This is a genomic window from Wolbachia endosymbiont (group A) of Alloplasta piceator, from assembly GCF_964028505.1.
Taxonomy (GTDB): Bacteria; Pseudomonadota; Alphaproteobacteria; order Rickettsiales; family Anaplasmataceae; genus Wolbachia; species Wolbachia pipientis.
In genome coordinates this window covers 1193995-1209067 of the sequence record NZ_OZ034793.1, presented here as the reverse complement: position 1 = coordinate 1209067, position 15073 = coordinate 1193995, and the positions used below count along the sequence as shown (strand labels likewise).

The following is a 15073-nucleotide window of genomic DNA, read 5'->3' as shown; positions in this document are numbered from 1 at the left end:
ATACTCAACGTGTATATTAACCAAAATTTAGTACAGAGGTTCGCTTGCTAGTGCATTATAACTCGACTATTTATTCTATGGAAGTAAAATTTTTCCACCACAAGTTATTTGCCATTCTTCTTTAAATTTCTTTAGGTATTCTTTTTTTTCGCACTCTAAAAGCAGCTCTTCCACACTTTTGTTGTAGCTTTCAGTAGTAATCCGTCCCTGATGATGCATGAACCTTAAGTAAATCAAATAAGTGTTAATTACATCTGTTTCACAATAATCTCGAATCTCTTGTATCTTGCCGCTATCGTATAAGTCCATAACTTGTGACCCATCAACTCCAATCTTACCAGGAAGATTAAATGCTGCACAAACTTCGTTCATTTTTACTCTCGCAGAAGCTCCAAAATCAGAGAGGGATTCAAGCAAATCACAATGCCAATCACTGCTATATCTCTGATTGTAACTATTCCACTTATCGCCAGCTTTATGAAAATATTCTGCTTGAATGCCATGGACCATAGCACGATACTTCAGCACTGGTATATCAAAAGTGCGTCCGTTGAACGAAACTAATCTTGGCTTTTTCTCTGATATGTAGTTAAAAAATCCTTTCACTAGCTCCTTTTCACTGGAATTTAGTGTGCCTCCAGATCTTATTTCTTGCAGTGTGAACACCTCATAACCACTCTGGTAGCTTATATTGCAAAGTAAAAAACTAATAACTACAACAAGGTGAAAAGGCTGACGCAGAAAAGAGTTTTGCCCGTTTGTTATTTCAAGATGATATTTTGTTAATGCATCCCTCTTCTCTTCTACACTACTATCATCACTAATATTGAGTAAATTTTTGCAGGAATTTACATCTGGTATAGTTTCAATATCAAATACCAATAAAGAATTAAGCATTGCCTATATACTCCTCCGGACGGTCGATCCAAGGTCGCACTTTCACAAATAAAAAGAGGTGTACCTTGCACTCAAATAATTTTTCTAGTTCAGCACGCGCTTCGATATTAATTTTTTTAATATTACTGCCATCTTTTCCTAGTACTATTTTTTTATGATTATCTTTCAACACAAATATGATCTGTTTGATGACTAAACTCTTATCTTTTTTTTCCTCAAATTGTTCAGTTATAACAGCTGTAGAGTATGGCAATTCTTCACGCAAGTTCAAGAATAATTTTTCTCTCGTAATTTCTGCTGATAAAAAATTTGTCGAGGAATCGGTTATTTGATCTTCTTCATAAAACCAGGGGCTCACCGATGCAACTTCAGACAAGTAATTCATCAAATCAGAAAGTCCATCATTCTTTAATGCTGATATCATAAAAACCTTTTCAAATTTATAAAGCAAATTCAGATGCTCATGCGCCATCTTTAATTCAGGCCTTTTTACCAAATCAGTTTTATTGATAACCAAAATGCATCTGCCTTTTGTGCGCTGCAGCCGCATAAATATAGTCTTAATTCTTTCTATATTTTTCAAATAATTGCTTACATCAACAAGCAACAAAGTGATGTCACTATCCTTAACTGCCGACCATGCAGATTTGACTAAAGCTTTTTCAAGTTTTGTTTCTGCTGAGAAAATTCCTGGGGAGTCAGTAAAGACAACTTGTGTGTTGTTGCATGTTGCAACACCCCTTATTTGCGTCCTTGTTGTTTGCACTTTAGGGGTGACAATTGCAATTTTCTTGCCTATGATGCTGTTAATTAATGTAGACTTCCCAGCATTTGGTAAGCCAGCTATGGTTACAAATAAGCATTTTTGTTCTTTCACAAAGAAAATTATAAAGAAAACTGAATGCCCGCGTCAAGCTACTTATATGACAAGAAGGATGACAGAACCCTTTTTGGTTAGCATGCAAAAAGGAAAAAAACTTATTCTACAAATTAAAAATACAATATACTCAAAAACTTTTCAGAAAATCCATAGGAGGGTTTGCTAATGAAGGTTCTTGAGTTGACGCCATTGCCAGAACGACTGCTTGATTTAAGGGTAACGTTTTAACCATAAGGTCACTAACTCCTTAATATGTGTGTTCATAATTTGATTTTCCACGAAAGACATAATAGCAATAACCAGTGTAAGTTAAAATGATTGGTAAAAGCGGTATTATAACAATGAGCATTAAAGATAAACTTGGCCCAGAAGCAGCTGCATCCAGAATGGTATATTGAAAAGGTATAATCCATGGGTAGATACTAATTCCTAAACCTAAATATCCCATAAAAAAAATAGCAATACTGAGAAAGAATGGACGGTACTCCCGTTTAGTATTCTGAAGATCAAACCACAGCATGAAAAATAGCCAAGATGTGAGTAATGGAATAGAAAATAAATAATAAAAATTTGGCATACTAAACCAAAAGTTTTTAATACGTTCATTTAAAAATGGTGTCACTACACTCACTAGTCCCATGAAAATACCTACAAAACCAAGCGTATAAGAAGCAACCTTGCGTGCCCATTCTTGTGTTATATTTTCTGTCTTCATTATGAGCCATGTAGAACCTAAAAGTGCATATCCAAATATCACAGCAATGCCTGTCATTACACTAAAAGCACTTGCCCAATCAAATTGGCCACCAGAAAAGTTGCGTCCGTTTACTTCTACACCATGTATAAATGCACCTAAAATCATGCCTTGGCAAAATGCAGCACCAAGTGACCCAAAATGAAAGGCATAATCCCATAATCGCCTGTATTTTCCTTCTGCCTTAAAACGAAACTCAAAGGATACTCCGCGCACTATAAGGCCAAGCAGCATAATAATGATTGGAATATAAAAAGTAGGCATTAATATTGAATATGCAAGAGGAAAAGCAGCAAACAACCCTCCACCACCCAATACCAACCATGTTTCGTTTCCATCCCAAAATGGTGCAATTGAGCTTATCATGTGATCACGGCATTTATCTGACGGTGCAAAAGGAAGTAAAATACCAATACCTAAATCAAACCCATCCATTAAAATATACAGTAAAACAGCTATGGCAATTAGTAATCCCCAGATTAGGGGTAAATTAATTAAGGAAGAAAAATCAAACATGATTGTTGTCCTTTCCAGATGTACCAGCATCAATCACTGAAGCTCCAATACCGTGTTTATAAAATTGCTCTTCTTCTTTAATGACAGGAATTCCTTTGTATATAAGTTTCAGAATATAGTAACTACCTGCTCCAAATATAAGGGTATACATAACGATAAATGCAATCAAAGACCATGCAACCTGAGGACCGGTAATCGCAGATGAAAATGATTCAATTGTGCGCATAATTCCATATACAGTGTAAGGTTGACGGCCAATTTCAGTAGTAAACCAACCTGCAAGTAACGCTATGAACCCAGACGGCATCATTGATATCCACCATCCATGTAAGAAACAACTTTGGAATAATTTGCCACGAAGATACTGTATAACACTTACTGACCCAATTATGATCATTAAAATTCCAACTCCAACCATTATACGGAAGGACCAGAATACCCATACTACAGGTGGTCTATCTTCTTTTTTCCATTCCTTTAATCCTTTTACTTCTCCTAAAAAATCATGTGTTAAGATCAAGCTGGCAAGATTAGGAATTTTTATCTCGTAGTGATTAATTTCATTTTGCTGATCCGGATAAGCAAATAAAAGTAAGCCAGCCCCTTTTTCGGTTTCCCATATACCTTCCATTGCAGCAATCTTAGCAGGTTGATGCTTTAGTGTATTTAATCCATGCCTATCTCCCATGAACAGCTGAAATGGTGCAGCTAAAGCTACCATAATGGTTGCCATACCAAGCATAATTCTTGCTTGAGGAGCATGTCGTTTTCTCCAAAGATAAAATGCTCCTACACCACCAACCACAAAAGCTGTTGTAAGATAGGCTGCTGTTACCATATGAATAAAGCGATAAGGGAAAGAAGGATTAAAAATAATCTCTAACCAATTGGTTGGATATAGGAGACCATTCTCACCAATCGTGAATCCAGCGGGTGTTTGCATTCAACTGTTGGCCGCAATAATCCAAAAAGCTGAAATAAGCGTTCCCACTGCAACAATACAAGTAGAAGCAAAGTGCATACGAGAACTTACTCTATTCCATCCAAATAGCATAATACTCAAAAAAGATGCCTCCAGAAAAAAGGCTGTTAAAACCTCAAAGGAAAATAGAGGGCCGAGAACATTGGCTATGCGGTCAGAAAAAATCGACCAATTGGTACCAAGTTGATATGACATTACAACTCCAGATACCACTCCCATGCCAAAAGCAACGGCAAAAATCTTGATCCAGAATTTATAAACATCACGGAAACGTGTATCACCAGTCTTAAGCCAACACCATTCCAAAAAGGCTAGAAAACTTGCAAGCCCGATCGTGAAAGCAGGAAATATAATGTGAAAGCCTATTGTGAAGGCAAACTGAATTCGAGCTAATAATAAAGGATCAAATTTAAACATTTTACCTAATACCCATATATTACAAATAATAGCCAAATCTGCCTATAATTCAATCCATTTTTTCACAAAATTGACCTTATCCAGAAAAAGTAGAGAGAAAGTTAAGACGTTTTTGTCATGAGAATAAATTGTGCAGGAATACAACTGTTCTCCCTTGTCATACCGTCACGGTATCTCTAGATCCCGCTAACACGTAGCGGAATGACGATTGTCAGGCCAGCGCCCCTATGATGTCATCCCAGTGCTCCTTTTTTTGTCATCCCAGTGTCAGCTACTCGGATGACAGTGCGCCGTAGAAACACGGAAAGTGTTGAAGCTGTGCAGTAGATGAGGGAGGGCCCCTCGGAGCCGGTTTGCAAGAGCAGGCTTCAAACAGCCATAAGCTGCTTTGGTAAAGAGCTAAGGTAGTGAGCGTTATGGAAAAGGCACAATTATGTGTCATGTATGAAATAGAGAGACGAACGCAAGTGAACCACTGATGAAGTGTCGAAAGCGTAGAGACGACGTCAAAACCAGGGGGTAGTCGTTAACCTGGGATGAATCTACAGGGAGCTTGTTTACTGGGTAGGTGGCGTCCGGCATAAAAGTGGCGTGAATCTATTTTAGGCTATTGCATGGAACTACGGGAACCTGTCGTTTCGATGAAAAGGGAGAAGTCCAAAGAGCTGATCTCTGAGGATGAGAGTACCGATGCGAAAAACAGGGGCGGATTAGCTCGTAGTAGCGAAGAAGTTTCTGTAATGGAAATGGAGTGAAGGGGCTAAGTTATTTAGTTTTAATTATTTATCAACCGAAAGGGAGGAGTTAATGAATAAAACAAAGTCTTTTGATATACCAAAGCAACTTATTTGGAGAGCTTATAAACAAGTATCGAAAAATAAAGGTGCAGCAGGTGTAGATGAGGTCTCGATAACAAAGTTTGAAGAAAATCTAAAGGATAATCTATACAAATTATGGAATCGGATGTCATCCGGAAGTTATTTTCCAGAGCCGGTAAAAGCTGTTGCGATACCAAAAGATACAGGAGGGCAAAGAATTTTATGTGTGCCTTCAGTATTCGACAGGATAGCGCAAACAGCAGCTACAATGTATCTTGAGCCGTTAGTAGAACCGAAATTTCACGAAGATTCATATGGTTATAGACCAAATAAGTCTGCGCTGGATGCGGTATACACAGCACGGAAGAGATGTTGGAAAAATGATTGGACGGTAGATCTTGATATATCTGGATTTTTTGACAATCTGGACCACGATTTAGCACTGCAGGCTATCAAGAAACACACAGACTGCAAATGGGTCATACTGTATGTTGAGAGGTGGATGAAAGCTCCCATTCAGCAAGCAGATGGCAGTAGGGTAACAAGGGATAAAGGAGTTCCGCAAGGAGGTTCAATAAGCCCAATCATTTCAAGCATATTTATGCACCATGCGTTTGATATGTGGATGAAACAAAATTATCCAACAGTACCATTTGAAAGATATGTAGATGATGCGATAGTGCACTGCAGAACTAAAAGACAGGCAGGATTTATGAAAGTAATGATTGAAGAAAGATTGGCTAAGTGTAAATTGAAGTTACATCCTGAAAAGACACAGATTGTGTACAGTAAGGATGATGATAGAAAAGAACAATTTCCTAAACAAAGCTTTGATTTTCTAGGTTATACTTTTAGACCTAGAGTAGCAAAGAATAAGATGAGGAATTATTTCATCTCATTTCTACCTGCAATTAGTAACAAAGCCAAGAAGAAGATCAAGAAAACCATAAAGTCATGGAGAATACATCGGATTACATGGACCACACTAGAGGAAATATCGAAGAAAATAGATCCAATAGTCAGAGGCTGGTTTCAGTACTATGGCAGGTTTTATAAATCAGAGATGTATCCATCTCTCAGAAATATAGAGAGATACCTCATAAGATGGGTCAGGACAAAATATAAGAAACTTCGTGATCACGGAAGACTAGCAAAGCAATTTCTAGGAAAAGTGAGAAAGAGGTCTCCAAGTATTTTCTATCATTGGACACTTGGGTTAGGATCAAAAGGCTAAATAATGGGAGCTGTATAAGCCGAGAGGTTTCCGTGCAGTTCTGCGAGAGACTGGTGGGGAAGTTCCGCCGGTCTACTCTCCTCATCCTTTTTTTGGGATTCCAGCGTCACGCGCTGGAATGACACCTTCCGTATAAACATTAAGAAATTTACTAAGCGGAGAAAAAGGCAAAAGAAACCCTAGGGTAGCTAGTTATTCACTATCCATTTTTTAAGTCGGCGTTTTTTTATGTTTTAAACGCTTTATAAGCGCGTTTCAGCTTATGTAGGTAGAAATTTTATAAGACATAAGGTGCACATAGTGCAAAAAATTAAACATGAGACGCCAGATACGTGAGTTTTTTTGTCATTTAATCTGTACAGAGAAGATAAATAAATAGCTTCAGTTTCATGATAAGGGGGTTGGCGAAGGGTGTCAAGTAACTTTTGCATTTAATCCATTTCTATGGCTTATATGATAATCGTTATTGTAGTATAATTTAGAATAATGCAATAGATACCTAAATGTTTTAGCTATTAATTATATGTTGCACAAAAGCATATATTGCCCTACCATCCAAGTAGGTTAGAAATAAAGAGGTTTTTATGAGTTTTACTTTACCTGAATTACCATACGATAAAACAGCTTTGGAGCCTTATATATCTGCAAAAACCTTAGATTTTCATTATGATAAGCACCATAAAGGATATTTAAATAAACTCAACGAGCTAGTTGAAAATACGGATTATCAACATGTAAAAATTGAGGAATTAATAACAAAAGTGCATGGTAATAGCGGCAACTTGCCTATATTTAATAATGCAGCACAAGTTTGGAATCACACTTTTTATTGGAATTCAATGAAAAAAAATGGTGGTGGTAAGCCTAAAGATGGTAGTCTTCTAGCAAAAAAAATTCAAGACGATATCGGTGGCTTTGATAAATTTTATGAAGAATTTTCGAGTCATGGAGTAAGCCAGTTTGGCAGTGGATGGGTATGGTTAGTGCTCGAAAAAGGTAGGTTAGGAAAGCTCAAAATCACCAAGACTCCAAATGCAGATTTGCCAATAATTTATGGCCAAGTGCCACTACTCACTATGGATGTGTGGGAGCACGCCTATTATTTAGATTGTCAAAACCGTAGAATTGACTACATAAAAGTTTTCCTTGACCATTTAATTAATTGGGATTTTGCAGAAGAGAATTTAAAAAAGAACACATAAGATGAATGTACCCCAGGTAACAAAATTAGATAATGGTCTGCGCATAATAACTGAGCAGGTGCGTGATGTTGATTCCGTAGCTTTAAGCATACGAGTTGGTGTTGGCAGTAGAGCGGAAAGTGCAAATCAAAATGGAATATCCCATTTTCTAGAACACATGGCTTTCAAAGGGACGAAGACAAGAACTGCATTTGAAATTGCAAAAGCTTTTGATGACATAGGTGGGGTTTTCAACGCCAGCACTGGTAGGGAAAGCACCACCTATTATGCAAAAGTCCTCAAGAAAGACATAAAAACTGGTATTGATATATTAATAGATATATTGATGAATTCCACGTTTCCAGAAGATGAATTGGAACGTGAGAAGGGTGTTGTAATACAAGAGATTTTTCAAACTAATGATTCACCAAGTGACATTATTTTCGACAAATATTTTGAGGCAGCTTATAAAGACCAACCATTTGGTAGGTCAATCTTAGGCACGCAAAATACTGTAAAATCTTTTACTCGAGGAGATCTAGATAATTACATAAATGAGCATTACTTTGGTGAGAATATGCTATTTGCCGTTGCAGGAAATGTTGAACATGAAGAAGTTGTTGCATTAACCAAAGATTTTCTCTCAAAGATTCATTCTAAAAAGCTAAAAAAAAGCCAAAATGCGAGCTGTACTGGTGGTGAGTATTTAGAACATCGTAAATTAGATCAGGTACACTTGCTAATTGGTCTACCTAGTGTTTCTCGCCATGACGATAAATATCACACGTTTCAAGTGCTTGATTCTATATTAGGGAGCGGAATGTCATCACGTTTATTCCAGGAAGTAAGGGAAAAGCAGGGATTAGCTTACTCTGTTTATTCATTTAATTCCAGCTATACTAATACAGGAATGTTTTCCATTTTTGCTGGTACAGACAGTAGTAACTTAGATAAGCTTTTAAAATCTATAACGACAGAGTTGAAGAAGTTGTCTACAGATGATCTGAAGGAAGAAGAAGTAAATAGAGTGAAAGAGCGAGTAAAATCCCAAATTTTAATGTCACGCGAAAGTGTTAGCTCACGTGCTGAAACATTGGGACACTACTACGGTAACTATGATAGGTACATCAGTAAAAATGAATTAATAGAAAAAATTAGTGCAGTTACCACTGCTAACGTAAAAAAAGCAGCAGAAGAATTGTTATCTCAGCATGAAAAAACCACTCTAGCTGCAATTGGAGAAATTGAATCATTGCCAAGTTACGATAAAGTGGTTTCTATGCTTAAAGCTTAGTGTACTTTAATTATGTTGCTTAAGCTCACTAAAAAGTTCAATGAACGGTTGCAAAATCCTTTCTATAAAAAGTTTGCTTTCTGGGTATCCGTTCAGGAGAGTGGTTTAAGAAACAATAGATAGGAGATTTTGGGTATCCGTTCAGGAGAGTGGTTTAAGAAACAATAGATAGGAGATTTTGGAAAGGATTGAGACCCCTTTGTTTCCAAGTTAAGTATAATGAAATTATCCGCTCAAGGAATGTATTTCCCCGCTTTGATTGTGTAAAATATGAGTTTTTGCGATAAACGACATAATGCCGAATTTGCCGTTCAGCGTGGTTATTTGTCAGCGGAATATTTTCTGGGTCATCTAAAAATTTCCACATCATTCTTTCAGATCTCAGAACATTTTTTGCAACTCGAGAGGCTCCAATTGCTTCAGGTAAACGAGATATCTCCTTCAAGTAATACTTTGTACGTTTTCTTAATTTTCTGGCACGTCTGACAAACCTCAAAACATCTATCTCACTTTTTAGTAAAGCTTTTTTTAGTGCAAATAATTCAGTGGCCACGTTTCTCAAGTAACAACCCAGAACTTTAACTTCAATATTCCAACTATGTGCTAATCTTTCAAAATCTCTTGATAAATGTGCCCAACAGATTTGCCTGTTTTTATCGGCAAAATAATTCTATGCTGCATACCTGTCAGTTATTACCAAGCTATTGCGATTGCAGAATTTACTATTTTGTAAAACTTTCATTCCTCTTGACTCTGTAAATTTTACAAAACTTGCCGTATTGCTTGCAAACATCCAACACCAAGCGAGTTTACCTTTGTTATAATGGCTCGTTTCATCAATATGTAGAACTTTACTCCTACTTATCTCTTGTTCGATCTGCTCATACATTTTTTTGCATTTTGAAGCAACTCTATGTTCACTATTTGATATGCTACCGACGCTTATGTTCAAATTGAAGATATCATTTACGACACTCGCTATTTCGCGTTTTGAATTTTTGTAGAATCCGCTGAACGCTGCAATTATTGACTTAACCCTTGGACCAAATGTATCTGGCGTAACACCTTCCGGTAACTTGCTACTTCTTCTCTTTCCGCATCTCCGACAACGGCCATGTTCTAACTGATATTCCACTACATAAGGCTTGATTTCTGGAAGATCAACTTTCTGATGAATATATGGTTTTTCACATATTGCAATTTCTCCTCCGCATTCGCAAGTATTAGGCAACTCTATCTTTACTACTTTATCTGCATCCATGTTGGCGCGAAAACTTCCTTTATGACCAACCTGACCGCCAATATTCCTTTCGCTTTTCGGCTTATTCTTTTTTATTTTATACAACTCTTTGGAACTTGGTATTGATGAATTTTTTGAGCTTAAACCGAGTCTTTCTCTTAACTCAGCATTTTCTATCTTTAAAGCCTTATTTTCTGCTTTTAAACTTTCATTCTCTTTTTCCAATCTTTCTATTTTTGCTTCTAACCTTTCTATTTTTTGCTGTAAATTTTTGCAAAGTTCTAAAAGGTTTACCATATTATTTCACTTTTGCTCTATGATTATCTTTTAGATCACCTTGTCTACCTTATTCTGCCACTCCGCTGAACGGATACCTTTCTGGTTCATCGCGTATATTACTTATCAGTTTATTCAAAGTTTTCTCGCTGTTTCGTAAAAATAAATAGCTTTCTACTGCTTGCACACCAGACAAGACAGTCAAAATTCCTCCTATCACTAGACAAGCAGCTATAGCAGGTACGGTACCCACTGCAATTGCAGTTGCGATTAATGATAACCCAGCTAAGAATGTAACGGCTGAAACGCAAAACGCTATTTGATGTTTTTCTTTATTGTTAACCATAAATACCTCACAAAAACTATATTTTTAACATACCAGTGTTGTCATGTATTGTCAAGTTTTTAAAGAAGATTAAAAAATGCAACGCACATGTGCAAAAAACGCTAACTATGGATTAGCCAAGGAAGAAAGAGTAGGAAGAGGAAGGCTTTTTCTGTTTTAGGGAATATAAAATAAGCGTAGAAAAATATGAACTAGGTGTATAATTCACAGTGTAGTGGTGTCTCACTAATCCAATTATTTTTCTCCCGATCTAGCCTATCATCTAATATAGCCTGCCTTATTGATGCCATTAACTTATTCATAAAGAAAATATTATGAATGGTAACGAGCGTGTAAGCCAGGAGCTCTTTAGCTTTCAGTAAATGGTGTATATAAGCTCTTGAATGTTTTCTGCAGGTAAAACATAAACAGTCACTTTCAATTGGGTTGTTGTCCAGCTCAAATCGTTGATTCCGCAAATTAATATGCTCTTTGCACTTTGAAGAAATAGAATTTCTGTTTTTTACTTTAACAAGTGCGCCACCATGCCTTGCTAAGCGGGTTGGATGCACGCAATCAAACGTGTCAATTCCAAGCTCTACTCCGCGAAAGATGTCCACAATTCCACCAATACCAAGCAAATGAGTAGGCCTGTCTTTTTTCAGGTGGTCCATAGTGAAAGAAACTACATCATGCATCTGCTCTTTACTTTGACCAAGTGATCCACCTATTGCTTGACCAAAAAATGGCAAATCGTTGATAAAATCACAACTTTCTCTACGTAAATCTTGATACACTCCGCCTTGACTAATTCCATACAGTGCCTGATTGCCATTATTGTTTTTTTCAAATTCATTTAAAGAACGTTCAGCCCATCTGTGGCTCATGAGCATTGATTTTGCTGTGTATTCTTTGCTTACGTGAAATGGAGTGCATTCATCTAAAACTAGGATTAAATCTGCACCTAATTTCTGTTGAATTTGTACAGATTTTTCAGGAGTTAAGCAATAAATTTTACCATTAATGTAAGAACGAAAAATTGCCCCATCCTCATTAATTTTGATCAAAGTTTTTTGTTTTTTTCTTATTCCTTTTATCTCTTCCGAAACTGATCCGTGGCCTAAGCTAAATATCTGATATCCACCTGAGTCAGTTAGCATTGGCCCATTCCATCCTATCATCTTGCGCAAACCACCAAGTTTTGCAACAGTATTCTCTCCTGGTTGAAGCATTAGGTGATAGGTGTTGGAAAGTATGATTTGGGTACCAGCTTCACTTATTCTTTCAATATCTGCAGCTTTAATTGCAGCTTTTGTTGCGCAGAATATAAAAGCGGGGGTTTCTACGCTTCCATTTGGAGTTTTAATTGTTCCAACTCTTGCAGAACCTGATTGCTTGATTCTCTTGAATGAAAATTCTTCTTTCATCTATTTGCCTGAAAGTTCTGTTATGATGTTTTCTACTTTCTCAGGAGTAAGATTTTCATAGAAGTCATTATTGATCTGCACAACGGGAGCATTAACGCATGCACCTAGGCATTCAACTTCTTTTAAAGTGAACAAATTATCTTTAGTAGTCTCACCGATATTGATTCCAAGTTTTTTTTTAAAGGTATTTAAAACTTCTTCACTATTGCACAACCAGCAAGGAGTTGTTCTACAAATTTGTATTAGATATTTGCCTACTGGTTTTAAATTATACATGGTGTAAAAATTTGCCACTTCATATACACGAATATCTGGAATATGCAGCATATCAGCAACATAACGCATAGCAGATTCAGAAACCCATCCGCATTGCTCTTGAACCAGATATAGTAAAGGCATAACAGCACTACCTTCTCTACCTTTGGGATACATCTCTATAAACTTTCCCGCTTTCTTGAGGTTTTCTGATGTAAAACTAAACTGCTCTTCTTTTTCTATCATTCATGAGACTCGTGTAAACTTTAACAGATTATACCTGTAGAACCAATGATTGCAATTGTTGGTTTTTTGAGAAATAGCATAAAGCTTCTTAGCCCTCTTCAAGCTTATATTTACCTTTTAGTATAAAATATTATATTAATTTTTTAATTTTAGTTAAAATTTTCATTGACATTAACACACAGGAGTAATCATAATAGCATTTTATTAATATTTTAAATAAAATTATGTCTATATTAAGAAGATTACTCGGGATCAACTCAAATACACCGGAAATTAAAGAAGCGATAGGTTTTAATCCAACAAACGTAGAATTAATTGAGGGGAATGGAGTTGCTTACGGACTCAGCTATCAAGATAATGGTAATGGGAGCAGTAAAGTAAAATTACTTATTAGTCCATTATATCAATCAAAAACATACGAATGTGGTACAAATATCAGCGTAGCAAATGAATTCAAAGATCAATTATCTCTCACATTAATAGAAGATTCAGCTGAAATAGATAAAGTTGGAGTTATCTTTCCTGAAGAAGGAATTAGCGAAGAAGGAGAAAAATGCGTTAAAGGCTTATCTTTTAACACTTACGGAATTAAACAATCAGTTAATACTCCTTCAGTTGAACATTTAGATAAAAGAAAATTACAAAAGAATATTGATAATAATAGTCTTGCAAATGTGGGCAATAGTTACTTTCAACCAAGAGCAGTGAAAGTTGGTAATGGTGACGTAATTGTAATCGCCCATAACTTAAAGGATCAAACTTTAGTTTCTTGGTACTTAAAGTCAAGCGAGAGCGGAAAATTTAAGGTATTGACTGGAGAAAAAGGTGTTACAGAAAGAAAATTGTTCAATTTTGATAATCAGGGGCAATTGGCATTAAATGGAAACACGATGCTTTATTCGCAAGTGAGCAAAAGGATTACTAAGGAAAATCAAGAGGTGAGAAAAACACGTATTTTTAAATTTGATATGGCTAAAGTGATTCAGGGTCTGAAGGATGGAGTTAATGGCTTTTTACTTGGTAATCGAAAAGGTCAAATAGATAATAAAGCACTATCTCTTTCTAGAGAACATGAAATAAGCTTTTTGCAGTATGTTGAACAAACGGAAGGAAATGATCTAGTTGCTTTTCTTGAAAATGACCAATCAGCTAATGAGCAGAGGTTACATATAGAAACTCTACTTAAAAATGGATCAGTGTCAGATTTTCCTATCTATCAATTTACAGATCCTATAGAGCAATTATATATTAAAGGCAACGGTCAGGGTGGTTTTATCGTAACTGCGGTAAGTGGAGAAAATATTGTAACTTTTAATCAAAACGGCTCTGGAAAATCTTCTGAAGCAACAATAATACCGGCAAATAGCATCAAAACTCTCAGTGATTTTGTTAATATCATTAACGGTCGATTAACGCCAGATATTATTTCTAGTAGTACCGTGGCTCCTATAACTGTTGCAGAAACGGTTGTGACTTCTAAGAAAACGCCGACTGCTGCAATTACTAGCACAGCAGAAACCGACGCTGTGAAGACTACTAAATTTACAACGGAAGCCGTTGCACCTACTTCTACAATAAGTAAACCTTCAACGGAGTCAACGACAGTAGCAAAAACAACTACTACTTCACAAGCGACCACGGTTGCTACAACGTCAACTAGTGTGCCGATAGTAACTTCAGGGACTGAGACAAGTACTGTAAAACCTACAGCAGCGACTGGTGCGTCGACTTCTACGATGAGTAAACCTTCAACAGAGTCAACGACTCAAACAAGTACAGTAACAGTGAAGCCAACAACAGAAGCCGTTGCACCTACTTCTACAACGAATAAACCTTCAACAGAGTCAACGACTCAAACAAGCACAGTAACAGTGGAACCAACTGCGCCAACAACAAGCTCAGAGAAAACTACACAAACAGTATTTAGTATACCAAGTACTAGAACAAAAGAGTCAACAACTCCTATATTCACCACGACTTTACTTCCTCAGTCTACTTCTTCACCACAACCTACTCAACTTGCTATAGGGTCTAATAAGGCAGGAATGATAGGGGGATCTTTGGTTGGAGCAATAGGTATTGTTGGAATTATAGGATTCATAGCATATAGATATGTTAAGGGTCGTAATGCTGCTCCTGTATTAGAACTAACTGATTTGGGTTATAGAAGGCGATCATCTTCAAGTAGCGATGAAGAAATTTTTACCACTGGTAACAGAATGCGAACTATATATCAATCTGAAACAGTGCTAAATAGTATATCATACCAATTCCCATTACAGGGCAAACAGATGGACAATGATGGAAGAAAAGCCATACTGAAGTAAGTAA

At 36.5% G+C, this 15073-nt stretch carries 10 protein-coding genes and 2 pseudogenes; 4 read left to right on the top strand and 8 right to left on the bottom strand.

Annotated features, from left to right (window positions below; genetic code table 11):
* Window positions 1-75: 75 nt before the first annotated feature.
* From ABWU31_RS06030 to ABWU31_RS06015, 4 genes and pseudogenes are all read right to left on the bottom strand, one after another.
* Window positions 76-897 carry a 3'-5' exonuclease gene (locus tag ABWU31_RS06030; protein WP_006279435.1) on the bottom strand — a complete coding sequence of 274 codons (822 nt, stop codon included), beginning with the start codon at window positions 895-897 and terminating at the stop codon, window positions 76-78.
* The gene (gene era / locus ABWU31_RS06025) at window positions 890-1774 is read right to left on the bottom strand and encodes a GTPase Era (RefSeq protein ID WP_077188232.1); all 885 of its coding nucleotides are present in this window, start codon (window positions 1772-1774) and stop codon (window positions 890-892) included. The genes ABWU31_RS06030 and era overlap by 8 nt, the downstream gene beginning before the upstream one ends.
* A 250-nt stretch (window positions 1775-2024) precedes the next feature.
* The gene (gene cydB, locus ABWU31_RS06020; RefSeq protein WP_353271193.1) at window positions 2025-3047 is read right to left on the bottom strand and encodes a cytochrome d ubiquinol oxidase subunit II; all 1023 of its coding nucleotides are present in this window, start codon (window positions 3045-3047) and stop codon (window positions 2025-2027) included.
* Window positions 3040-4446, bottom strand: a pseudogene (locus ABWU31_RS06015) (cytochrome ubiquinol oxidase subunit I). The gene cydB and the pseudogene ABWU31_RS06015 overlap by 8 nt, the downstream one beginning before the upstream one ends.
* Window positions 4447-5253: 807 nt before the next feature.
* Here ABWU31_RS06015 and ltrA point away from each other — a divergent pair.
* From ltrA to ABWU31_RS06000, 3 genes are all read left to right on the top strand, one after another.
* Window positions 5254-6498 (top strand): group II intron reverse transcriptase/maturase, encoded by a 1245-nt coding sequence (gene ltrA / locus ABWU31_RS06010; protein WP_007302363.1) that lies wholly within the window; start codon window positions 5254-5256, stop codon window positions 6496-6498.
* A gap of 584 nt (window positions 6499-7082) precedes the next feature.
* Entirely contained in the window at window positions 7083-7700 is a 618-nt protein-coding gene (locus ABWU31_RS06005) for a superoxide dismutase (protein ID WP_151807956.1), read from the top strand.
* A 1-nt stretch (window position 7701) separates the two neighbouring features.
* On the top strand, window positions 7702-8973 hold the full coding sequence (locus ABWU31_RS06000; RefSeq protein WP_353271192.1) for a M16 family metallopeptidase: 1272 nt from the start codon (window positions 7702-7704) through the stop codon (window positions 8971-8973).
* Window positions 8974-9127: 154 nt separating this feature from the next.
* Here the strand turns inward: ABWU31_RS06000 and ABWU31_RS05995 are convergent.
* The 4 genes and pseudogenes from ABWU31_RS05995 to nuoE form a co-directional block, all read right to left on the bottom strand.
* Window positions 9128-10510, bottom strand: a pseudogene (locus ABWU31_RS05995) (IS66-like element ISWen3 family transposase).
* Between the two features lie 49 nt (window positions 10511-10559).
* On the bottom strand, window positions 10560-10835 hold the full coding sequence (locus ABWU31_RS05990; RefSeq protein WP_353271191.1) for a hypothetical protein: 276 nt from the start codon (window positions 10833-10835) through the stop codon (window positions 10560-10562).
* Window positions 10836-11026: 191 nt separating this feature from the next.
* Window positions 11027-12241 carry a tRNA guanosine(34) transglycosylase Tgt gene (gene tgt / locus ABWU31_RS05985; RefSeq protein WP_353271190.1) on the bottom strand — a complete coding sequence of 405 codons (1215 nt, stop codon included), beginning with the start codon at window positions 12239-12241 and terminating at the stop codon, window positions 11027-11029.
* A complete protein-coding gene (nuoE, locus tag ABWU31_RS05980; RefSeq protein WP_353271189.1) occupies window positions 12242-12742 on the bottom strand; it encodes an NADH-quinone oxidoreductase subunit NuoE in 501 nt (166 codons plus the stop codon).
* 224 nt (window positions 12743-12966) lie between these two features.
* Between nuoE and ABWU31_RS05975 the strand changes: the two genes are divergently transcribed.
* Complete coding sequence (locus tag ABWU31_RS05975; RefSeq protein WP_353271188.1) at window positions 12967-15069, top strand: hypothetical protein; 2103 nt, start codon at window positions 12967-12969, stop codon at window positions 15067-15069.
* Window positions 15070-15073: the final 4 nt, after the last annotated feature.